The following is a 22,250-nucleotide window of genomic DNA, read 5'->3' on the forward strand; positions in this document are numbered from 1 at the left end:
TTCGGCGCTGCAAGGTCCGAAGACCCGTTCATGTCTGATCAGTTTTTCGAGCTTCGACTACTCCGTTATGCGCTCGCGTCCGCCGAACATGGCAGTTTTCGCCGGGCGGCTCTAGCACTCGGCGTCCAACAGTCGAGCGTGAGCAAGGCCGTCGGAAACCTCGAGCACATAATTGGGATGCCCCTGTTCGAGCGAAACCACGCAGGCGTCCGGCCAACGTTAGCGGGCGAGCGGTTCCTTTGGGAAGCGTCCTTGGGCTTCGATCACTTGAAGCGCGCGATGCATGATATTGGTGCGGCTCAGCGTGGCGAACAACGAAAGATCGCCATAGCCTCTAGCGTGCCCTTCGTCCTGCTTGGCGACCTGCTCGAACGCTTCCGCGACGAGCATGAAAGCCTATCCGTCGAGATGATCGAAGCAACCTGCGTGTCGAGTGTAACGCTCGTTCAGCAGCGCAAGGCGGATATTGCCTTTGTTTCGAAGACCACGAGCGACCGTACCCTGCAATCGTTGCACCTGAGGGACGAACGAATGATTGCCGTCCTGCCCAAATCGCATCAGTTAGCGGACGCGCTAGCGGTGACGCCGGAGGAACTCCGGGAGGAGCGGTTTATCCTGAGCACTGGTGGTCTTGGCCCCGAAATCGCTGCGCATCTGTCTCGGCACTTGGCGAAGTCACGCTACGAGCCGACCCTGCAACTGCACAGCATCGGCCAGTCCGACCTTATCGATATGGTTGCGCGCGGCTTCGGCGTTACGATCATCGTTGGGCGCCCTCTTCAGATCGCCTCGGATCAAGTTGCTCTAATTTCCCTTGCGGGTATCTCTGTTATGCCGATCAGCGCCGTTTGGATGGACGGCAATTCCGATCTCGCATTGCGGCAGTTGCAGAGCGTTGCGCGACGCTTCATTCCCAACCAGGGAAGCAGTGCGCGTTCTTGATCGGACTAGGCGAGGGTCTGCGTATGCCGGACCAGATGACGCAAACTTCGAGTAACGAAACGGCTCGGGCGCCATGGCGCTCTAAGGGCGTCGGGTCCAATACCTCCGTCTCGCATCTATCCTCGAAATAGCGCGCCACGCCGTAGCGAACGGTTAGCGGCTTTCCACTTTTTCGTCTGGCGCCACAGAATCTGAGGACAAAAAAGCCCGGCACGTGCGCCGAGCAGTTGGTTAGGAGAACTCGATGCAGCCTGCGGACGGCCCCCCACCTGTTCTGCCTGCGTTGACCTCAGAACTCGCTCCAGTCGCGGGCCAATGCGGTATTGCCAACAGCCGTCAGAGCGGTCCGTGACAGCTTTTGCTGCAATGCCCGGGCTCCGCGCTGCGGCGCTTCGGTCCGTTGCGACCCTTCGCTGTCGATATGGAAGACATCGACGATCCGGTCGAGTTCGATAGCTTGGGCTTCCGTCTGCTCGATGGCGGCATTCGTTTCTTCTACGAGGGCTGCATTGTGCTGGGTCATTTGGTCCATCTGCCGAACAGCGGCTGAGACCTCTTCAATCGCGGCCGCCTGATCACGACTGTTGCGGGCAATGCCCTCCATGAGCAGTGAATTGGCCTTCGCGGCATCAAGCATGGCGGCCAGCTTGCGTGCCGCCTCCGCCACCAGCCTAGCGCCACTGGATACATCCTGGACGCTGTCATCGATCAGCTTTTTGACATCGGCGGACGCCTCCGCCGCAGACTGTGCCAGACGTCGGACCTCGACGGCAACGACCGCAAAGCCCTTGCCCGCGTCCCCCGCGCGGGCTGCCTCGACCGACGCGTTGAGGGCAAGCAGGTTTGTTTGGAAGGCAATGTCGTCAATCATGCCGATGATATTGGAAATCTTGTCCGAGGAGGCGGAGATCTTTTCCATAGCCAGCGTTGCTTCGTTCATCACCGCGCCGCCTTCTTCTGCCGTTTTGCTGACTACTTGCGACTTCGCATTGGCGTCATTGGCCTGCTCGGCATTCTCCAACACTGTCGTGGCGAGTTGCTCCATCGCCGCCGAGGTCTCCTCGATCGTCGCGGCCTGCTTCGTGGTCCGCTCCGAAAGGTCATTGGCGCCCGCGAGAATCTCGCCGGTGGCCGTCTTGAGCGACCCAGAAGTGTGACGCAGCCGGCCCACCACTTCGGTGAGCCGATCGGCGACGCCATTTACGTGGCTTTTGAGCTGAGCAAATGCCCCAAGATGGTCGCCCGACATTCGTTGGGTGAGATCGGTATCGGCCATGGCGGCCAGCACGTGACCGACCTCGGTGAGTCCACGATCGAAGGTCGAGACCAGGCGGTTGACGCTGCTGGCAAGACTGTTGAGTTCGGGATCTGGGAATTCCGTGGCCACCTGGCGCGTGAAATCGCCAGCGGTGGCGGCATCTACGACTTCCCCGAAGGCTCTCTGCAATTCGGCCATCATCTTCTGGCGGTTCTGCTCGTCCACAATGATGCGCGCCGCTTCCGCCTCTGTCATCTGGTTGACACGCAGGCCATTCTCGCGAAATACCTCGACGGCTCGAGCCATCGCGCCGACTTCGTTTCCGAACTGCGTGTAGGGCACGTCGGTCTCGAAGTCGCCACCGGCAATCGACTCCATCGATCCGGCAAGCCGTGGGATCGGGCGCGTAATAAGGCGGGAGAGAACGAAGCCAATCGCCCCAAGAATGAGAGTAACGGCACCGCCTACCGTCAGGATCGTACCCTTGATGCTGTTGGCGGATGCCTCGACATCGGCCATGGTCGTGCCTACGAACATGGCGCCGATCACGTCGCCGTTCGTGTTCTGGATGGGCTGAAATGCTCCGAAGTAATCGGTGCCACCGACCACGACTTCGCCGACGTAGGACTTGCCGTTCATCAGTGGCGCGTAGGCAGGGCTGCGGGCATCGAGTGTTATGTCAACGAGCCGTTCCCCGTCTGGCGAGACGAGGCTGGTCGTTCTGGTCACTAGGTTCTGGGTGGCACCGTCCAACGCGTAGATGCTGGCGTCCTGCTTGGTCACTAGTGTCACCGAGTCGATGGCCGTAGTGTCGTCGAACGGCGGTACTTCCCAGCTCTGAAAAGTCTCTATCGTCCCTTCTGCGGACCAGGTCAGCACCGAGCCGAAGAGACGACGCTCGAGTATTGTGGCCGCTGCGCCGAGGTTTGCGTTCTGCTGTTGTCTGCTAGCCGCGAGCGCCTGATCGTGCAGGTTGAAGTAAATCGCACCAGATACCGCGGCGATGGAGCCGATGATCGCGACCATAACCAATCCCAGAATGGCCGTGGTCATCTTGATATTGCCGAAAACTTTGGTGTATTTGCGCATGCCTATGCCATCTCCCCAACTTTAGATGACAATGTTCCCAAACGGCCCTCTCGGGAAGAATAGGTGCGGGCATCAGGTGATTCCCCGTGGGCATCACTCCTTGGCATAGCGACGTGATCGCTTAAGAGCCCATCGAGAGCATCGCGGCGACGGGCATCTTGGTTCAGCCGGCAGGTGCCCGCCTGCACAGCTCTCCAGCTTCCGCCATTGACGGCTAGGTCGCCGCGGACTCCACTCCATTTCATCCGCCCAACAAAGTCGCCGAGTCCTCTCTCTGACTTCTCGTCAATCCGGCTGATGCGCCGGATTTCGGGGCGTTCTGCCCGGGTCTAATTGCTTCAGCGTTTTCAACAAACGTATGGAGCAACGCCGTGATCACTGTCATCGAAGGTGTAGACCGGGACCGTCATCCTGCTTTGATCGACCAAATGTTCCGGATGCGGGCAGCCGTGTTCGCCGATCGATTGGGGTGGGACGTCACTGTTGTCGACGGCCGAGAAGTCGATCGGTTCGACGTGGAAGATCCCATCTACCTGCTCTCCGTTGATGAGGTCACCGAGGAGTTGAGGGGCGCCGTTCGCCTGCTTCCGACGACCGGCCCAAATATGCTGAGGGATGTGTTCTCGGTGCTTGTCCCAGATGGCGCGGTCGAGAGTCCGTTGATCTGGGAGAGTTCGCGCTTCGCCATCAATCCGGATCTAGCGGTCGGACCGGCACGTCACGATCCGAACCAGATCATCGACACCACCACCATCGAACTGCTTTGCGGACTGGTGGAGGCAACACAACTCGCGGGAGTCGAACACATCGTGTCGGTCTTTGACTCGCGGATGGCTCGGATCTTCAGGGCCGTCGATTGCCCATACGAGTTGATCGGTACTCCCGCGCGAATCGGCAAGACGATGACGTATGCCGGCCTGTTTGAGATTTCCGATGCCCTTCGACGCCGTCTCGGCAACAAGGCCGGACTGCGTCAGCCTGTACTTTCGTCGAGGTCGTTTTCGTCGACGCGCGCTACTCAACAGCGGGTTCTGCAAGCGGTATCCTAGGTGGATTTTCATCACGGTCAGGGCGTTCGGATGGATCTGCTACCCGAACGCTCGATGTTCTCAAGCTGACATTCCCGCACATAGCCTGGCCAGCACGCACGGCGGCTCCCGTCATAGGTGACTCCATGCCCGACCTCTCTCTTGATTTCCGGCTGTTTCGCTACGCGATCGCGTCGGCCGACCATGGCAGTTTTCGGCGGGCCGCCACTGCGCTGAACATCCAGCAGTCGACCGTTAGCCGAGGTGTGCGCAGTCTTGAGTATCGCCTTGGCGCACCACTGTTTGAGCGCAGTCATGCCGGTGTTCGCCCCACTGCGGCGGGGAAGCGATTTCTCCAGGAAGCTGCGCTGGGGTTTGACCACCTCAATCGCGCAATGCAGCGCATCGGCGCACTTCAACGGGGCGAGCATGGGGAGGTCACGATCGCGGCCAGCGTGCCCTTCGTTCTCTTGGGTGAGGTCTTCGAACGGTTCAACCATGAACGGCAAGGCGTTTCGGTGGAGATAGTTGAGGGAACCTGCCGCGAGAGCGCCACTCGTGTTCAACAGCGGGAAGCGGATATTGCGTTTCTGACCAAAGCCCCGGCTGACCCCGCAGTGCAATCGCTGCACTTGCGGGATGAACGGGTGTTTGTCGTGCTTCCGACGTCGCATCGACTAGCCAAGGATGAGACAGCCTTGATGCCAGAGGAATTGCGGTCCGAGAAGTTCATCCTCGCCGCTGGCGGTCTTGGTCCTGAACTTGCGAGCTACCTTAAGAAGCACATGGCTCAATCAGGTAGCGAGCCGACGTTGCAGTCGCACCGGATCGGTCAGTGGGACGTCATCAACATGGTCGCTCGGGGTTTCGGCGTTACCGTAATGATCGGTAGCCTAGAACCAGTCGCACCCGAAGGTGTTGTGCTCGTTCCCCTCTCTGGCCGGTATACCATTCCTGTTCATGCTGCCTGGCTGGCTGAGAATGCCAATCCCGCTCTTTGGGGACTTTTGGGTATTGTGCGCCGAGCCGCATCCCATCGCTTGCAAGATGGGTCATGATCCCGCTGCACCCTTGCGTGAGCGCGCAAACCCTCGGTCGGTCGCAATGAATCGCTGCAGCATCGGCACTATCAAGCGAACCGGATCGCCGGTGGGCAGGCCCGTCTCACGGGAGAGTAGCTCGGCGTAGGTCGCGAGATCACGATGCAGTGCGGCGGGGAGTTCCACCGTCACCTTGATGGGCTTGTCGTCGTGGATCGCGCCGAGCTTGAGCTTTGTCATTCGCCTGCTCCGTAAGGCTCGAGCACGAGATCTCTGGTCACGATTACCCGAACCGGGAAGCCGGGACGGATTGTGAGCGTCGGGGCCACCTGCAACTGACGCTGAACGATCTGCTGACCGGCTTCGTTGATGGTATCCTGGGCGCCGCTGCGGATCGCCTGGATGAGCCGGTCCTCGTCGTCCATCGTCAATTCCGCGCCAACAGCAAGCAGCGTCGACAGGCCGGCGGCTTTCATGAGGTCCCACCAATGATAGTCGATGCCATCCTCAAGCCCGGCGTATCCCGCGGTATCCGCGCCGGGCTGCCGCTCAAGGACGATGGAGCGGCCGTTCGGGAAGATCAGACGGTTCCAGACCAACAGGATGCGCCGCTGCCCGAAGGCGACCCCGTTGTCGTATTCGCCAATGATGCGCGTTCCTTGTGGGACGAGAAGGGTGCTACCGGTCGGGCTGTCATAAATGTGCTGCGTGACTTGTGCCGTGATCTGGCCAGGGAGGTCGGAACGGATGCCGGTGATGAGTGCCGCGGTGATCACCGAGCCAGCCTGAAGAATGAAAGGCGAGGCAGGCGCTGCGACACTAACGGGCGCCACGGTTCGGCGATCGGCTTCGGCATTGAGGAAGGCGAGTTGTCGGTCCTGCGCCCCGGTACCGGCTAGGGCAGGGGCGGTTCCGCGGGGAGTCGCCTGAAAGGTCGGAAGCCCCGAATTCGCTGAGGACCGGGTTTGAAAGAAGATCTCGCTGGTCCGGGCCGCTTCCATTTCGGCGAGGCGCCGCTCTTCGGCAGGGTCTGTCTTTGGTACGGGCATGATCTCGGCCGGGACGTCGCGGCCTTCCTCGCGGGCGCGAACGATTGGACCACCAAGATCGCCTGGTAGCGGCGGGCCAAGCTGTGGAATGCCGCTATAGTCGTTGGGCAAGCCTTGCAGGCCGTCGGCAGTCTGGCGGCGGTCGGTTGTGAACAATTCCTCCGGGCTTGGCTGCCGGTCGCCAGTCTGGAGGGCATAGATCAAGGCGCCGCCGATGCCGATGCCGGCGACGAGACCGACGCCGGCAAGAACCCGGCGCGAGATGCGCGTGACCCGTGGTGCCTCCGCGCGCAGCCGCATGGTCCCGGTCGCCTGCGGCGACGAGGCCTGTACATCGCTCTGTCTTGCGGCATCCGGTTCGCTCATGACGATGGCCTCCCGTCGGTGCGCACGATCCTGACCGTCTGCTGCCGGTTGCCACTGCCAAGCCGGAGCTCGGCCGCGCCAAAGAGGCGATCGACGATCAGGATGTTCTGATAGATCCGGCTGTTGACGATCTCGGGCTCGCCGTTCGAGCCGATCACGAAGATTGGCGGCATCTCGCCTTGGACAATGCCTCGCGGAAACTCGACATAGACGCGCCGGCCATCGTCATAAATCGAGACCGGCCGCCACGGCGGCGCGTCGCCGGTGAGGCCATAGCGATAGTTGCGGGCCGCGACGGCCGGGATGATTGGAGTGGTGGGCACGTTGGTGCGTGGCGAAGCCACCTGCGGATAGGCCCAGGCGACGGCCGGCATATAGGGGTTTTCACCGGCGCGCAGCTCAAGCATGTAGGTGCGCCGGTCGGTGGTAATGACCAGATTGGTACTGATGTCGTTGCGGGTGGGCTTGACCAGCACATGGACGCGCCGGGTGGCGCCGCTACCGCTTTCGGTGTCGCCGATAATCCAGCGGGCAGTATCGCCGGCGGCGATCGGACCGGCGCCCGTCAGGCTCTCGCCCGGCTCGAGCGCGATGTTGGTGATTTGCCCAGGGGCAACATAGACCTGATAGAGCGCACCTTCGCTCCACGGATAGATCTGGATGGAATTGTAGTAGCCTTCCTTACGCGGTTCGACACGCGCGGCGACGTTGGCGTTCTCTACCCGGCCGGTCGGCGTGCTTGCGGGGTCGCCGCCCTTGGCCGGAGTCCAGGTCGGCGGCACAAGAATGGGGCGCGGGAGGCCGTCGCCTGTGCTGACAGCGACAGCAGGCAGCGGCGGCACGTTGGCGTCGTAGCTGATTTGCGGCGGCTTCGGCGCCGTGGCACAGGCCGCGAGCGCTACAGTGGAGAGCAAGAGCACGCTAATCGTAGATGCGGATTTACGGAAAGCCGGATTGGCGGCGCGGCGGATTGTCGGTTGGCTCATTGCCCCAACTCCCGTGACCAGTTTATGGCGTTGATGAAGACCCCGAGCGGATTGCGGCGCAGACGCTCGGCATCGCGTGGCGGCTGGATGACGACGGTGAGGATAGCAGTCCAGCGCTCCGTCCCGGCGAGTTGACCGTTCTCGTAGCGGCGCTCGTTCCAGGCGACGCGGAACGAATCTGGCGAGGCGCGGATGACGCTCGAGACCTCGACTGCGACCTGCTGCTTGCCGACACGGGTGAAAGGGTCGTTCGACCGGGCATAGTCGTTAAGCGCCGTAGCGCCGCGATCGGTGGTGAACTCATAGGCGCGCAGCCAGTTCTGGCGCACGATGATGGGGTCGGCCGAGATCGAGCGTACCTGCTCGACGAACCGCGCGAGATGGAAGGCGATCTGCGGATCGGTCGGCCGATAGTCGGCAACAGCCGGTTCGACCGTGCGGGCCTCGCCGGTACGATCCACCTCGACGACCCAGGGCACGACGTTCCCGCGCGCCGACTGCCAGACCAAGGCGCTGGCGAAGCCGGCGGAAAGAACGAGGCAGCCGAAGGCCATGAGGCGCCAGTTTCTTGCCTGGACACGCGCGGAACCGATACGTTCGTCCCAGACCTGGGCGGCCCGCTGGTAGGGTGTCTCGGGTTCCGGCGTCTTGCCGTAATGGGCTGCCGGTCGTTTCAAGAAGGTCATGGGCGGTCTCTCTCGGAAAGGCTGACGGATGCGCCGCCACCGTGGTTGTCGCCGGAACGGACTGCATGGGCGGCAGCGGTGACGCCGTGGCTCATGGCCTGGTTGTGACGCATGCGGCGTGCCCAGGCCGGCGGCCCGTCAGTGGCGGTGGAAGGTGCGGGCGGATCGGCGACACCGCTGCCAACCGTGCCCATGGAGGACGAACCACCTGTCGCCTCGAATGTCGCGCGCCCGCCTGCGTCAAAGGAGGAACTCAGGTTATCGGAGACGCGGGTGGCAGTGCGCTTGAGGGGGGACATGGCGCTGCTTCCGGCCGCACGGGCAACACCGCCAAGGCCCGCCGCAACGCCGGAGGCTCCGGATTCGCCGGTCGAGGCGAGAGAGTATGCCGTCGAGGCACCGCCGGCGAGGGCAGCGCCGCCGCGCGTCGCCGCAACTCCGCCGGACAACGCAGCGCGTCCGCCCTTCGCGGCGAGCATGGCACCACCTCCGGCGGCCAGGGCAGCGCCGCCCGCGGCAAGGCCGGTTCCGACCGCCGCGCCGGCACCGAGTTGCGGTCCGCCCGAGACGATCCCGTTGGCGATGCCCGGTCCGAAAACGCCGAGACCGAGAAGCGAAAGCGCTGCCAGAACGATGGCCATGGCGTCGTCGATGGTCGGCTGCTCGCCACCGAAGCCGGCGGTGAACTCACCGAACAGCGTCGAGCCGATACCGATAATGACGGCGAGCACCAGGATCTTGATTCCGGACGAGATGACGTTGCCTAGAACACGCTCGGCCATGAAGGCCGACTGGCTGAAAAGACCGAAGGGGATGAGCACAAAGCCGGCGAGCGTCGTCAGCTTGAACTCGATGAGCGTGACGAAGAGCTGAACCGCCAGGATGAAGAAGGCCAGCAGCACCAAAAACCAGGCGATCAGCAGGCAGATGATCTGGAGGAAATTCTCGAAGAACGCCCAGTAGCCAGACATTTCGGCGATCGCCTCGAGCAGCGGCCGGCCGGCGTCGAGCCCGGTCTGGGCAACCCGACCGGGACGCATGAGGTCGGAAACCGAGAACCCGGTCCCCGAGGCCATGAGGCCGAGGCCGGCAAAGCTGTCGAAGACCATGCGGGCGAGGCTGTTCCAGTTGGAGATCAGGTAAGCAAACACGCCGACGAAGATCGTCTTCTTCACCAGGCGCGCGATGATGTCCTCGTCGGCACCCCAGGCCCAGAACAGGGCCGCCAGAGTGATATCGATGACGATCAGCGTGCTGGCGATAAAGGCGACCTCGCTACCGAGCAGGCCGAAGCCGCTATCGATGTACGAAGTGAAGACCTCAAGAAAGCGATCAATGACGCCGGCGCCTTCCATGGTCTAGTTCCCTGTTGCCGGCGCAAGAAAGCGGCGGCGATTCTGGTCCCAAGCGGCCAGGCAATCGACATCCCGGGTTGCGGCCTCTCCGATCCGCTGGCAGCGCTGGAGCGTCGCACGCAACGGATCGCTATGCGTCGCCTCGGTCGCGGGGGGCGACGGAAGGGCACCGGCTGCAATTTCCTCCCGCGCGCGGTGGACGTCCGCGGCCACGATCGCCACCGCGGCGACGATGACCACTACGAGTCGAGCCAGCATCCGTCCGTCCATGATTCATCCCCGGCTTTTTTGCTCAGTTGCCGCCCGGGAACATCTGGGCGCCGCCGGGCTGGTAGCCGGCGCCGGGTTCGAGGAAGCGGCGGCGCTGTTCGCGCCCTTGCTCGGCGGCGGCTGCCTGTTCGGCGGCGGACAGCGCATCGGCCCGGCCGTTTGCCGCGAGCAATGCCGTCAGGTCGGCGAGTTGCTGGGCCTGAAGCGCGAGGATCTGATTGCCGGCTTGGGCCGCCTGCAGTGCGCCGGTCGCGCCCTGGCTTTCTCCGACCAGATTGGAGAGCTCTGCACGCTGCGTCTCGATATTGCCGACGACACCGGCCTGGACACGCATCGCGTCCTGCAGGGCGCCGACGGTGTTGCCCCAGCGCTCTCGCGCCAGACCGACGAGCGCCTGATCGGACATGGAGAGATCCATGTTGCTGTACTGCTGCGTGAAGATCTGATCGATCTCCTGGACGTCGAAGGCGATGCGCTGCGCCTGTCCTAGGAGTTGCTGGGTGCGCTGAACCGACTGCTGAAGTTGCTGCAGCGAGGAGTAGGGCAGGCTCGCGAGATTGCGCGCCTGATTGATCAGCATCTGCGCCTCGTTCTGGAGGCTCTGGATCTGATTGTTGATCTGCTCCAGCGCGCGGGCGGCCTGCAGCACGTTCTCGGCATAGTTAGACGGGTCAAAGACGATGTCGCCGAAGCCGAACAGGGCGTAGGCAGGCGTGACCATCACGGTCGACAGGGCGATGGGCGCGGAGAGCACAGCGGTGCCGATGAGCAAGGCATGAAGAGAGGAGCGAAGTCGGGTCATGGGGAAACCTCCAGGGTGGGTTGAGTTGCTGTCGCCACGGGCGCGGCGAGATTGGTGAGGTCGGGGATGAGGTCGGCGGCCCAGTCGAGGTTGTGGATGCGCAGCCAGATCTCGAGAAAACGGTCCGGGCCGTGTTCTGACAGGACGTGCTCGATCAAGGCGTGATCGGACTTCGCGGAGGCTGCGGAGAGAGCCAGCGCGACGTCGCCGAGACCGAGCTCGAACAGCCGGTTGCCGCGCCGGGACTGGGCGTAGTAGTCCCGCTTCGGAATGGCGCGGGCTAAGATTTCGATCTGCCGGTCGTTGAGACCGAAGCGGCGATAGATCGCCGTGATCTGCGGCTCGATCGCCCGATCATTGGGCAGCAGGATACGGGTGTGGCAGGAGTCGATGATCTCCGCCGCAATCGTGCTTTTCTCGAGCTGTGCCAGTGACTGGGTGGCAAATACGACGCTTGCGTTCTTCTTGCGCAGCGTGACCAACCATTCAGCGAGTTGCTTGGAGAACCCGGGATCACTGAGGGCTAACCAACCCTCGTCGACGATGACGAGCGTTGGCCGGCCGTCGAGGCGACCAGCGATGCGGTGGAAGAGGTAGGCAAGCGCCGCCGGAGCCGCGCCCGTGCCGAGCAGGCCCTCGGTCTCGAAGGCGAGCATGGAGGCTTGCCCAAGGTTCTCCCCCTCGGCGTCCAGGAGCCGGCCATAGGGACCGCCGACGCAATAGGGCTGGAGCGCGCGCTTCAGATCATTGGACTGCAGCAAGACCGTGAGGCCGGTGATGGTGCGTTCCTCGACAGGGGCCGAGGCGAGGGAGGTCAGGCTGGTCCAGATGTGTTCCTTGACCTCAGGCGTGATGGTGACGCCTTCCCGCGTGAGGATGGCGACGATCCAATCGGCTGCCCAGGCGCGCTCGGGCGTGTGCGCAATTCCGGCGAGTGGCTGGAGGGAAACGGAGGTCTCGGTCCCTTCGGTGAGTTCGCCCCCGAGATCGTGCCAGTCGCCTCCCATCGCCAAAGCGGCGACGCGGATCGAGCCGCCGAAGTCGAAGGCGAAGACTTGGCCTTCGCCGTAGCGACGGAACTGGAAGGCCATGAGCGCCAGCAGAACGGATTTGCCGGCGCCGGTCGGACCGACGACCAGGGTATGTCCGACATCGCCGACATGGAGAGACAACCGGAACGGGGTCGAGCCTTCCGTCCTGCCAAAGAGCAGTGGGGGCGCTCGGAAATGTTCGTCCCGTTCCGGCCCCGCCCACACCGCCGATAGCGGGATCATGTGGGCGAGATTCAGTGTGCTGATGGGCGGTTGCCGCACATTGGCATAGAGGTGGCCCGGCAGCGTGCCCAGCCAGGCGTCGACCGCATTGACGGTTTCTGCCATGCCGGTGAAATCCTGGCTCTGGATGATTTTCTCGACCAGCCGCAGCTTCTCGTCGGCAACCCGTGCGTCCGCATCCCACACGGTCACCGTCGCCGTGACATAGGCCTCGCCGGCAACGTCGGCGCCCAACTCCTGCAAAGCGAGATCGGCATCGGCCGCCTTGTTGGCGGCGTCGGTGTCGACCAGGGTCGAGGCCTCGTTGGTCAGCACCTCCTTGAGGATCGCCGCGACACTCTTGCGCTTGGCAAACCACTGGCGGCGGATCTTCGTCACGAGCCGGGTGGCGTCGGTCTTGTCGAGCAGGATGGCGCGCGTCGACCAGCGATAGGGAAAGGCCAGCCGGTTGAGTTCATCGAGGATGCCGGGTGTCGTCGCCGCCGGAAAACCGACAATGGTGAGGATGCGCAGATGCGCGTCGCCGAGGCGCGGCTCGAGGCCGCCAGCGAGCGGCTGATCGGCGAGCAGCGCGTCCAGATACATCGGCGTCTCGGGCATCCGAACGCGATGTCGCTTGGTCGAGACCGTGGAGTGCAGATAGGTCAGCGTTTCGTCGTCATCGAGCCAACGGCATTCGGGCATGAAGCCATCGAGCAGGGCGAGCACGCGATCGGTGCGATCGACAAAACCGCGCAGAATCTCCCAGGGGTTGACGCCTGTCTGCTCGCGGCCCTCGTAGAGCCAGCTTTCCGCGCGCGCCGTGTCCTCGGCCGGTGGCAAATAGACGATGGTGAGGAAGTAGCTGGACTCGAAGTGCGTTCCGGCCTCCTCGAAATCGGCCTTGCGCTCCGCGTCGATGAGCGCCGAGGCTGCATCGGGGAACATGCTGTTCGGGTAAGTCGAAGCCTCATGGCGCTGCGCCTCGAGGAAGATGCTCCATCCCGAGCCGAGGCGACGGAAGGCATTGTTCAGCCGGCCGGCGACGCCGACCAGTTCGGCGGGTACGGCGCTGTCGAGATCGGGACCGCGGAATAGTGCCGACCGCTGGAAGCCGCCGTCCTTGTTGAGGACAACGCCTTGGCCGACAAGGGCGGCCCACGGGAGAAAGTCGGCAAGGCGAGCGCCGGCACGGCGATATTCTGCAAGGTTCATCATTCCTGCACCTCAGACGCCCAGATGGCCGGGAATGCGGAGGTGGCGGCGCACCACTTCCACGAAGAGAGGATCGCGCCGCGCCGCCCACACGGCGGCGAGGTGGCCGATCGCCCAGAGCACGATGCCGACCAACCAGAGCCGCAGTCCGAGACCGAGTGCGGCAGCCAGGGTACCGTTGAGAATGGCCACCGAACGCGGCGCGCCACCTAGAAGGATCGGTTCGGTCAGCGCGCGATGGACTGGTGCGGCAAATCCGGGAACGGGCTCGTCCATCAGACCAGCACCCCGCCGCCAAACGAGAAGAAGGAGAGGAAGAAGCTGGATGCGGCAAAGGCGATGCTGAGGCCGAAAACGATCTGCACCAGCCGGCGGAAGCCGCCCGACGTGTCACCGAAAGCCAGCGTCAAGCCGGTTACGATGATGATGATCACGGCGATGATCTTGGCGACCGGACCTTCGATGGACTCGAGGATCTGCTGCAGCGGTTCCTCCCACGGCATGGACGATCCGGCGGCATAGGCGGCCTTGGTCATGGTCACGCTGACCGCGGTAGCAATCGTGATCGCGGCCACCCGTGGACGAGTGCAAAGGGTTCTGAAGTTCATGACAGGGCTCCGGTGGGTTCGGGGGTTGAGATGGCTGGAACGAGCGTGTAGTCGCCGGTAGCGGCCAGGCCGGCGACGTGGGCGAGCTCGGCGAGGCGTCGCGCCGAACCGCGGCCCGAAAGGACGGCGACGAGGTCGATGGTCTCGGCAATGAGAGCACGGGGTACCGTGACGACGGCTTCCTGGATGAGTTGCTCGAGCCGGCGCAGCGCACCGACGGCCGAGCCGGCGTGGACGGTGCCAACGCCGCCGGGATGGCCGGTGGACCACGCCTTGAGCAGGTCGAGCGCCTCGGAGCCCCGAACCTCGCCGATCGGAATCCGGTCGGGCCGAAGGCGCAGTGAGGACCGCACCAGGTCGGCGAGCGACACCACTCCGTCCTTGGTCCGGAGCGCCACGAGATTGGGCGCGGCGCATTGCAGTTCGCGCGTGTCCTCGATCAGCACGACGCGGTCGCCACTCTTGGCAACCTCGGCGAGGAGGGCGTTTGTGAGGGTGGTCTTGCCCGTGGACGTGCCACCGGCGACGAGAATGTTCTGTCGCTCGACAATAGCCTGGCGGAGGACGTCGGCCTGCGCCGCCGACATGATTTCGGCGGATACATAGTCGTCCAGCGTGAACACGGCGACCGCCGGCTTGCGGATCGCGAAGGCTGGGGCCGCGACGACCGGCGGCAACAGGCCCTCAAAGCGCTCGCCGGTTCCGGGCAACTCGGCCGAGACCCGCGGTGCGCCCGCGTGCACCTCGGCGCCCACATGATGTGCGACCACCCGAATGATGCGTTCGCCATCGGCGGGCGTAAGGTGCTCGCCCGTGTCAGCGAGACCTTCGGCCAGACGGTCGATCCAGAGCCGCCCGTCGGGATTGAGCATCACCTCGACGACCGCGGGGTCTTCCAGAAACTGGGCTACAGCCGGACCCAGCGCAGTGCGGAGCATCCGCGTACCGCGTTCGACCGCTGCCGTTCGCTGTGTCGAAAACACCACGTCGTCCCCATTCGCTGCGGGGCGCACACGACGCGCGGCCCTGGATCGGGGACAAGTAGAAGAGGCATGAACGGGCCGACTGCAACAGGCCTCAAGCGGTCGTCGTAGCGTGGCGTGGAATTACAGGGGACGGCGGAGCGCCAGAATTGGCGGTTCACGACTGCTGTTCCCCGGAACTCGTATCGCCGACCGGCAAGATGTCCTCTGGGATCTCGTTGCGCAGTCTTGGACCCTGCGCGAGTCGCCGGCCGAGGGCGGCAACAAAGGCGTCGTAGCGTTTGCCCGACTGAGCTCGCGCGGCGGCCTGAGCCGGTTCCGGCAGTTGCGGCGTCGAGGTCAGCCAGAAGCGCACGAATACAGCGAGGGTTTCTACCGAAATGCCGAGATCGCGCTCCAGCCGATTGAGACGCCGATCGATCTGGTCGAGCCGCTTGGTCATGGCCGCTTCGTGCCGCTCGGCGGCGTCGGGCGAGAGGAACGACGCGATTGCCGCCTCCGCCACGAGCGAGCGGGAGAGATCACGCCGGGCCGCGTATTCGACGAGCGCCTTCATCACCAGCGGGTCGAGGTAGATGGAGAGACGCTGCTTCTTGCCGGGCTTGGGCATGGTCCGTCTCACAGCATGCCGTCGCCAGGATCGAGGTCAGCTTGCCGGGCAACCCGCTGCATGCTGCGGTTGAGGTTGCGCGCGAGCACTGCCGGGTCCTCGTCCGCATCACGATCGGCGTCGAACTCGTCTTCGACAGCCCGCTCCACCTCGGCGGCAACCTTGCTGCTCAGCTCGGGTTGGCGACGCTTCTCGGATTCAGTCGAATCTTCGTCATCACCTACGGTGATCGGTGGCAGGTCGCTGGCCTCAAGCTTCGGACGCCCAGGTATCGGCAGTGCACTCCAGTCGTTGGCCGAACTTTGTGCGAGGTGCTGAATACGAGGCGGTGGCAGAATGCGTTCTGTAAACCGGGCATCCTCGTAGTAGCGGGCTTTCTTTGTTCGGATGGGGTGAATGCCGGCCAGCATGACGATCTCCTCGCTGGGCGGAAGCTGCATTACCTCACCGGGGGTGAGCAGCGGCCGGGCAGTTTCCTGGCGCGACACCATCAGGTGTCCAAGCCAGGGCGAAAGGCGATGGCCTGCATAGTTCTTCATCGCACGCATTTCGGTAGCTGTGCCGAGAGCATCGGACACCCGCTTGGCGGTGCGCTCGTCATTGGTGGCGAAGCTCACCCTGACGTGGCAGTTGTCTAGGATGGAGTTGTTCGGTCCATAGGCCTTCTCGATCTGGTTGAGCGATTGGGCGATCAGGAACGCCTTGAGTCCGTAGCCGGCCATGAAGGCGAGCGCGCTCTCGAAGAAGTCCAGCCGGCCGAGAGCGGGAAATTCGTCCAGCATGAGCAGCAGCCGATGCCGGTCGGTCCTGGCTTGGAGATCCTCAGTCAGCCTCCGCCCGATCTGGTTGAGCAGCAGGCGGATCAGCGGCTTGGTCCGGTTGATGTCCGATGGTGGCACCACAAGATAGAGCGTGGTCGGTCGCTCGCCGCCGACGATATCGGAGATGCGCCAATCGCAGCGCGACGTGACCTTCGCGACAACGGGGTCGCGATACAGCCCTAGGAAGCTCATCGCGGTGCTCAGCACGCCGGAGCGTTCATTGTCCGATTTGTTGAGCAGTTCCCGCGCGGCCGACGCGACGACGGGATGGGCGCCGACTTCGCCGAGGTGGGGTGTCTTCATCATCGCGGCCAAGGTCGCCTCGATAGAGCGCTTCGGGTCGGATAGAAAATTGGCGACGCCGGCGAGCGTCTTGTCCTTCTCCGCGTAAAGGACATGGAGGATGGCTCCCACCAGGAGTGCGTGAGAGGTCTTCTCCCAGTGATTGCGCCGTTCCAGTGACCCTTCGGGATCAACGAGGATGTCGGCGATGTTCTGGACGTCGCGGACTTCCCATTCGCCGCGGCGAACTTCGAGCAGCGGATTGTACGCCGAAGATTCCACGTTGGTAGGGTCAAACAGAAGCGTGCTGCCATGCCTGGCGCGGAAGCCAGCGGTCAACTGCCAGTTCTCGCCTTTGATGTCGTGGACGATCGCGGAGCCCGGCCAGGTCAACAATGAAGGAATTACGAGTCCGACGCCTTTGCCTGACCGGGTCGGTGCGAAGCACAGCACGTGCTCGGGACCGTCATGTCGGAGATAGTCGCGCTCGTATCGGCCGAGGATCACGCCGTCCGGACCCAACAGGGCGGCAGCTTTGACCTCTTCCGGTTTGGCCCACCGGGCCGAGCCGTAGGTCGCGACGTTGTCGGCTTCTCGGGCGCGGAATATCGACATGAGAATGGCGGCGACGATAGAGACGAAGCCGCCCGAGGCTGCGATGAGCGCTCCCTCGTTGAAGATGGATCGCGCATAGGCGTCGTAGAAAAACCACCACCAGAAGAAGGCTGGCGGCTGATAGACCGGCCAGCCTGCCAGATCGAACCATGGGGGGCCAAGCTGAGGCTGAAAGCCAAGTCGACAGGCGGTCCATTGCGTGGCGCTCCAGATCGACGTGAGCACGATGATTCCGACGACAGCAATCTGGCCCCAAAGTATCTTCGTTCCCGACATCGCCTCCTCCTTGCGGATATGAGGTCGGGCCACACAGCTTCATCATTCAAGGGCAATTTGAAATGGGTGGCATTGCAGCGTGCCGTGGCGAGGAAAGACAGGTCGGAAGCGGCACCGCCGCCTCGCACAGAAAGCGGGCATGTCATCCTATATCGCAGATGATAGCTAGTCAGGATCGCGCCAGCTGCGGACCCTGGGCAGGGAACTTCCCGAACGTTTATTCGTGACGGCAAGCCTAGCACAACCTTGCAGGGGCGGCTCTTGGCTACCATACCTTCACTGCGCGAATGGCCGCCAGTTTCACCGGGTCGCCGATGTCCCCTGCGAGTTTGTCAACCCAAGCCTGCGCGTACGTGTAGTCGCCGTGGGCGGCGTGATACAGGCAGTATTCCTTGTTGGTGTTCTCTGGGTGTGCCGCCTTGGTCTTTGGACGCACCTGGTAGTGCCGCCAAGCTCGAATGTGGTCATTGCCCTTCCGGGCGAAGTTGACCGACTTCTTCCGGTTTCCATTGATCCAGGCTTGCACATCCTGGTTGGCCCATCCCTTCTTGAGGAGCGCCTTCGCTACGCGCTTCTCTTGGATCGTAAGCGTTGCACCGTGACCTGCCATGCCTCCCCCTAACCACAATGCACCCTGGTCGTCCGACTTCGTCGATGTCGAGTTCTGGTAGCGGCATAACGGAAAGGCGCATCATCCCGGCCGCACCGGTATTCTACACGCCGGCAACGCTTAGCCGAAATCTGGCCGACGACGAGTTGCCGCCTGCCACAGCCTGCCCAGGCTGGCGCTGACTGGTGCGGGGTGGTATACGTACCACTCGGCCGTCTCGCCAGACCTGTCGCCGGGTCAAAGTGGACATATCGATTTGGAATGCTCATGTCGCTCCTCTCAATTGAGGTCGATGCGTAATCGGCGAACTTCGACCGCATTGACGAGGATACGACGATGACCGTCATCCAGCTCAAAGAATCCTATATCAAGTCCATGAAGCGCGAGTTGCGCGGACAGTGCAGCGCGGGTTCGGTGCACCTCACCGAAGCAATCGCACGAGCCTGCGGGTATAGCACCAATGCAGCTCTCCTTGCCGACCTCAACGGTCAAGCGGAAGGGCGCTATCTCCGCTTCGATGAAGACGCGTTCCGGATGAGGTTGCTGGATTTCAACGGGACAGCCCCGGAAAAAATCGAGTTACCAGAACTCGGCCGCCTAGCCCGCTACGTGGAAAGCCTGTTCGACGACACGGCTCTCGGGATCATCGAGATGCACCCCATGCGCGCCCGCTTCCGCCTCGGAGGGATCGACACCGTCGTCCAGATCGACTTAGTACAAATCGGCAACGGCAATGTGCAGTTCCGGCGTTCTCACGCCATACATACGCCGACGCAAGCGGGTCCCTACTGGCCGGGTCGGGACTTCGACGACGATCCTGCCTACGCAATGCACAGAGCGATCGAAAGTATTGTCGATTACTACCGACAGGCTATCGGTGAGGGTTACAGGCCTGACCCCAAGTGGCTAGTGAAGTCGCGGTACTAGGCTGGAGCGATAACGATCTGGCGCCGCGGTCGTTGCCTAACATGTCGACCGCGGATGCCACGAAAACGCCAATGGCTCCCTGCTTTCTTCAACTAGATCCGGCGGTTGTAATCGGCATCAGTTCGATGTCGGTGCCCGGCGCCTATTCGAAGGAAAGGTGAACGGCTGCTTTGGCCAACACCGGCTAGCGGTGCAATGTCCGGCAAGGACGAAAAGGGCAGTGTGCTGGCTGCTGTCATTGTGGGTATCGCGGGAAAGTTTGAGCAGGAGAATCCGCCACAGGCTTGCTTCCAAATATGCGCTAGTCTGTTCCAACTGCCTTATTCAGCAAAAGCTTCGGCGCGGGCCACCATATGATTGTTCACCTGGTAGACGGCACCTACGAATTGTTCCGCCATTTCTACGGCCAACGGCGCTTCAACAACGGTCAGGACAAGCCGTTTGGCGCCGTCGTTGGCGTGCTGCATACCGTCCTGGAGATGGTCGAGGGCGGAGCCACACATGTCGGGGTGGCGACGGATCATGTCATCGAGTCGTTCCGCAACGGGCTGTGGCCCGGATACAAGACCGGGCAGGGGATCGAGCCGGCTCTGCTGGCGCAGTTCCATCCGCTCGAGGACGCCCTTGCCGCGATGGGGGTCGTCGTCTGGCCCATGATCGATTTCGAAGCCGATGATGCGCTCGCTGCTGCGGCACACAAAGCGGCTGCCAATGATCGGGTCGAGAAGGTCTGTATCTGGACACCGGACAAGGACCTGGCCCAATGCGTGCAGGGAACACGCGTCGTCCAAGTCGATCGCAAAACCAAGACAGTCCGCGACGAAGCCGGTGTGCGCGAGAAATTCGGCGTGGAGCCTGCTTTGATCCCAGACTTTCTGGCCCTGGTGGGCGACAGCGCTGACGGTTATCCGGGTCTCGACGGCATCGGTCGCGTATCAGCCGCACGACTCTTGGCCCGTTTTGGCCCCCTTGAAGGGTTTCCTGACGACGTACTTGGCAAGCGGCACGCGACGGCTTTGCTGTTCAAAACCCTTGCTACGCTTCGAAGCGACGCCCCAACTTTCGACGGCGTCGACGACCTGTGCTGGATGGGCGCAACGGATTCTTTCGCGGCCTTTTGCGAAAAAGCGTCGGAACCACGCCTCCTTGAGCGAGCTACAAAGGTGGCCGGCCAGGCGGTGAGCTCCTCGCAATAGCACGCCACCGGGTCCCCCGTCGTTCACAAGCCAATCCCTCGCTTCCGATTGAAACTCCAATCGACTCCAGCGCCGCCGCGGGCGATGCCCGATACGTGCTGACCGACTTTTCTTTCCAACGATGGTGTCCATGGCACGAGCTGGAAGCCTAAGCCGTCATCGATCATGGCGAACCTACCCGATGCCATTGCAAATCGCTGGCGGTAAGTGCCCGAGACGTGTTCACCGGTCGTCGTCTTGTTGAATGCGCGGCCGAGTTCGGCCGCAAGCTTGGCGCCGAGCGCTTCGAGCTCACGCTGTCGCAACGTGTCGAGTAGATTGCGCGCGAAGATCAATCTGCTGCCCTGGCGTCGCGCGAGACCTTCCTCGACCAGATGCTCGGCGCGCCGTTCCATGGCGTCCCGAACTTCGCGTCCGAAACCACCCCCGCCCAGCGCGACTGGATCGCGGGATACGGCCTGCCGGTCGAGCCAGGTCGCTCCGTCCGCCGTGACCTGGCGCTCGACGGGGAGGTCCGATCGAACCGCGATCACCACCCGGTGCCGGCCTTGCGGGTCGGCGAAGCTGCGGAGTTCGACGATCGAGCCAGGCGAACTATCCCCGGCGGCATCAAGGTCGGGGAGCCTGATGTGGTGGGCGCGGCCATCGATACCATCGATCACGGCATAGGCTGTCGCCTTGAGCTCATCGTCGAGCCCGCGCTCGACCAGGCGCCCTATGATCGGTTCCTGCATGTCCTCGCCGGCAAGGACGAAACTGGCAGCGCCGCGCTCGATACCGGCTTCGGCCAGGCCGCGATGAATGCGCTTTATGATGTCGCCGCGCTCGCCCAATTCGCGCAGGGTCGCTTCCGCTTCATCGAACATGAACCATTGGCCCTGGCCGACCTGTTGAGCGACACCGAGACGTTCTAACGTACGGAGTCGGCCGACTTTGACTGTGAGGTACTCATCCGGCTCCTCGCTGGCCCGCGGAGCGAGATCGATGATGCCGGTGCGTTGGCCATCGCGCTTGAGCTGCCGGTCAAGATTGGTCCAGCGTTCCGCCTCGACCTGACGCTCGAGCTTGTGGCGGATATCGTGGTCGGTACGCGGGCCGAGTTCCTGAGTAATGAGATCGCGCGCCCGGTCTCGCATGCCCTCCTTGATGTAGTCGCGCGCGATGACGAGGTTCTCGCCGTCGTCGCGCACACCTCGAACGATCAGATGGACGTGTGGGTGCTCTGTGTTCCAGTGATCGACGGCCACCCAATCGAGGTCTGTGTCGAGATCCCTCTCCATCTGCGCGACGAGATCGCGGGTGAACGCTTTGAGATCGGCCATCTCGATCGCGTCGTCCGGCGAGACGATGAAACGGAAATGATGCCGGTCGTCCTTGCAGCGATCGGCGAAGGTGTCGGCATCCGCTTCGTCGGTTTCGGGACCGAAGAGCCTAGCCTTCTCTCCATCCCGGGTGACACCTTCGCGGCGGAGATAGGCGAGATGCGTCGGCAGGTTCCCGCCGCGCAGGTTCATGCGCACGACCCGCGCCTTGATGACGGCGCCGCGCGAGCGCGCCGTGAGCAGCCGGTTGGCCTGAACCGATGCACGCTGGCCTCGCCCAAACCGCGAGCGGTTGCCAGGCCTGATCCGTCCCTGCCGGGAGACTGAGCCTCCGGCCTTCTGCGCAGCGGCAAGTGCCTGCGCGATGAAGGGTCGAGCGCGCTGCGCCTTGCTCGAGCGAACGCGGCCCGGGCGGATGCGAAACGCTCGGTCGTCGCTCATGGCCGCGGCTCCGCACATCGCGCTACGGCGCTGAAACTGCAGCTGAAGTGCTTATCTTGCGATGTAAGCACCCGAGCCGCACATCTCAAAAACCTCTCGCAAGTCTTTGAAATATAAACCCCCGACCGCCGCGCACCTCGCGCCCCTTTATCCTGCCATCTCCCGGTTGCTGCTGTGGGTTTCCACGCGCGCACCCTCCATACTGCGCAGCGGTTCGCCG

At 63.1% G+C, this 22,250-nt stretch carries 21 protein-coding genes; 5 read left to right on the forward strand and 16 right to left on the reverse strand.

Annotation, left to right across the window (positions count from 1 at the left end):
• Positions 1–30: 30 nt before the first annotated feature.
• The gene (locus NKH03_RS06570) at positions 31–942 is read left to right on the forward strand and encodes a LysR family transcriptional regulator (RefSeq protein WP_352967717.1); all 912 of its coding nucleotides are present in this window, start codon (positions 31–33) and stop codon (positions 940–942) included.
• Positions 943–1,231: 289 nt separating this feature from the next.
• Here the strand turns inward: NKH03_RS06570 and NKH03_RS06575 are convergent, their stop codons facing one another.
• On the reverse strand, positions 1,232–3,289 hold the full coding sequence (locus tag NKH03_RS06575) for a methyl-accepting chemotaxis protein (protein ID WP_352967718.1): 2,058 nt from the start codon (positions 3,287–3,289) through the stop codon (positions 1,232–1,234).
• A 371-nt stretch (positions 3,290–3,660) separates the two neighbouring features.
• Between NKH03_RS06575 and NKH03_RS06580 the strand changes: the two genes are divergently transcribed.
• Together NKH03_RS06580 and NKH03_RS06585 are read left to right on the forward strand one after the other, a co-directional pair.
• The gene (locus tag NKH03_RS06580; protein ID WP_352967719.1) at positions 3,661–4,338 is read left to right on the forward strand and encodes an acyl-homoserine-lactone synthase; all 678 of its coding nucleotides are present in this window, start codon (positions 3,661–3,663) and stop codon (positions 4,336–4,338) included.
• A 125-nt stretch (positions 4,339–4,463) separates the two neighbouring features.
• A complete protein-coding gene (locus tag NKH03_RS06585) occupies positions 4,464–5,375 on the forward strand; it encodes a LysR family transcriptional regulator (RefSeq protein ID WP_352967721.1) in 912 nt (303 codons plus the stop codon).
• Here the strand turns inward: NKH03_RS06585 and NKH03_RS06590 are convergent.
• From NKH03_RS06590 to NKH03_RS06655, 14 genes are all read right to left on the reverse strand, one after another.
• Complete coding sequence (locus tag NKH03_RS06590; protein ID WP_352967722.1) at positions 5,370–5,597, reverse strand: DUF2274 domain-containing protein; 228 nt, start codon at positions 5,595–5,597, stop codon at positions 5,370–5,372. The two genes, NKH03_RS06585 and NKH03_RS06590, sit on opposite strands and share 6 nt — an antisense overlap.
• Positions 5,594–6,772, reverse strand: a complete 1,179-nt coding sequence (locus tag NKH03_RS06595) for a TraB/TrbI/VirB10 family type IV secretion system protein (RefSeq protein ID WP_352967723.1) — start codon at positions 6,770–6,772, stop codon at positions 5,594–5,596. The genes NKH03_RS06590 and NKH03_RS06595 overlap by 4 nt, the downstream gene beginning before the upstream one ends.
• Positions 6,769–7,758, reverse strand: a complete 990-nt coding sequence (gene trbG / locus NKH03_RS06600) for a P-type conjugative transfer protein TrbG (RefSeq protein WP_352967725.1) — start codon at positions 7,756–7,758, stop codon at positions 6,769–6,771. Before trbG ends, NKH03_RS06595 begins: the two co-directional genes overlap by 4 nt.
• On the reverse strand, positions 7,755–8,444 hold the full coding sequence (gene trbF / locus NKH03_RS06605) for a conjugal transfer protein TrbF (protein WP_352967726.1): 690 nt from the start codon (positions 8,442–8,444) through the stop codon (positions 7,755–7,757). The genes trbG and trbF overlap by 4 nt, the downstream gene beginning before the upstream one ends.
• Entirely contained in the window at positions 8,441–9,799 is a 1,359-nt protein-coding gene (gene trbL, locus NKH03_RS06610) for a P-type conjugative transfer protein TrbL (RefSeq protein ID WP_352967727.1), read from the reverse strand. The genes trbF and trbL overlap by 4 nt, the downstream gene beginning before the upstream one ends.
• Positions 9,800–9,802: 3 nt before the next feature.
• The gene (trbK-alt, locus tag NKH03_RS06615) at positions 9,803–10,069 is read right to left on the reverse strand and encodes a putative entry exclusion protein TrbK-alt (protein WP_352967728.1); all 267 of its coding nucleotides are present in this window, start codon (positions 10,067–10,069) and stop codon (positions 9,803–9,805) included.
• Positions 10,070–10,091: 22 nt separating this feature from the next.
• Complete coding sequence (gene trbJ, locus NKH03_RS06620) at positions 10,092–10,871, reverse strand: P-type conjugative transfer protein TrbJ (RefSeq protein ID WP_352967730.1); 780 nt, start codon at positions 10,869–10,871, stop codon at positions 10,092–10,094.
• The gene (gene trbE / locus NKH03_RS06625; RefSeq protein ID WP_352967732.1) at positions 10,868–13,342 is read right to left on the reverse strand and encodes a conjugal transfer protein TrbE; all 2,475 of its coding nucleotides are present in this window, start codon (positions 13,340–13,342) and stop codon (positions 10,868–10,870) included. The genes trbJ and trbE overlap by 4 nt, the downstream gene beginning before the upstream one ends.
• Positions 13,343–13,351: 9 nt before the next feature.
• Complete coding sequence (locus NKH03_RS06630) at positions 13,352–13,615, reverse strand: VirB3 family type IV secretion system protein (RefSeq protein WP_352967733.1); 264 nt, start codon at positions 13,613–13,615, stop codon at positions 13,352–13,354.
• On the reverse strand, positions 13,615–13,947 hold the full coding sequence (locus tag NKH03_RS06635; protein ID WP_352967734.1) for a TrbC/VirB2 family type IV secretion system protein: 333 nt from the start codon (positions 13,945–13,947) through the stop codon (positions 13,615–13,617). The genes NKH03_RS06630 and NKH03_RS06635 overlap by 1 nt, the downstream gene beginning before the upstream one ends.
• On the reverse strand, positions 13,944–14,885 hold the full coding sequence (gene trbB, locus NKH03_RS06640; RefSeq protein ID WP_502913491.1) for a P-type conjugative transfer ATPase TrbB: 942 nt from the start codon (positions 14,883–14,885) through the stop codon (positions 13,944–13,946). The genes NKH03_RS06635 and trbB overlap by 4 nt, the downstream gene beginning before the upstream one ends.
• A 202-nt stretch (positions 14,886–15,087) precedes the next feature.
• Entirely contained in the window at positions 15,088–15,540 is a 453-nt protein-coding gene (locus NKH03_RS06645; RefSeq protein ID WP_352967737.1) for a CopG family transcriptional regulator, read from the reverse strand.
• An 8-nt stretch (positions 15,541–15,548) separates the two neighbouring features.
• Positions 15,549–17,534 carry a conjugal transfer protein TraG gene (locus NKH03_RS06650; protein ID WP_352967739.1) on the reverse strand — a complete coding sequence of 662 codons (1,986 nt, stop codon included), beginning with the start codon at positions 17,532–17,534 and terminating at the stop codon, positions 15,549–15,551.
• A 265-nt stretch (positions 17,535–17,799) separates the two neighbouring features.
• Positions 17,800–18,144 (reverse strand): hypothetical protein, encoded by a 345-nt coding sequence (locus tag NKH03_RS06655; protein WP_352967740.1) that lies wholly within the window; start codon positions 18,142–18,144, stop codon positions 17,800–17,802.
• 336 nt (positions 18,145–18,480) lie between these two features.
• Between NKH03_RS06655 and NKH03_RS06660 the strand changes: the two genes are divergently transcribed.
• Both NKH03_RS06660 and NKH03_RS06665 read left to right on the forward strand, forming a co-directional pair.
• Positions 18,481–19,071: a hypothetical protein gene (locus NKH03_RS06660; protein ID WP_352967741.1), complete on the forward strand. Its 591-nt coding sequence runs from the start codon at positions 18,481–18,483 to the stop codon at positions 19,069–19,071.
• Positions 19,072–19,424: 353 nt separating this feature from the next.
• Complete coding sequence (locus NKH03_RS06665) at positions 19,425–20,267, forward strand: 5'-3' exonuclease (RefSeq protein ID WP_352967743.1); 843 nt, start codon at positions 19,425–19,427, stop codon at positions 20,265–20,267.
• A 23-nt stretch (positions 20,268–20,290) separates the two neighbouring features.
• On the opposite strand, the gene NKH03_RS06670 is transcribed toward NKH03_RS06665, so the two are convergent.
• Positions 20,291–22,030 (reverse strand): relaxase/mobilization nuclease domain-containing protein, encoded by a 1,740-nt coding sequence (locus tag NKH03_RS06670; protein ID WP_352967744.1) that lies wholly within the window; start codon positions 22,028–22,030, stop codon positions 20,291–20,293.
• Positions 22,031–22,250 lie beyond the last annotated feature (220 nt).

Origin of the sequence: Mesorhizobium sp. M1406, assembly GCF_040317555.1 — a bacterium.
Classification (GTDB): domain Bacteria; phylum Pseudomonadota; class Alphaproteobacteria; order Rhizobiales; family Rhizobiaceae; genus Mesorhizobium.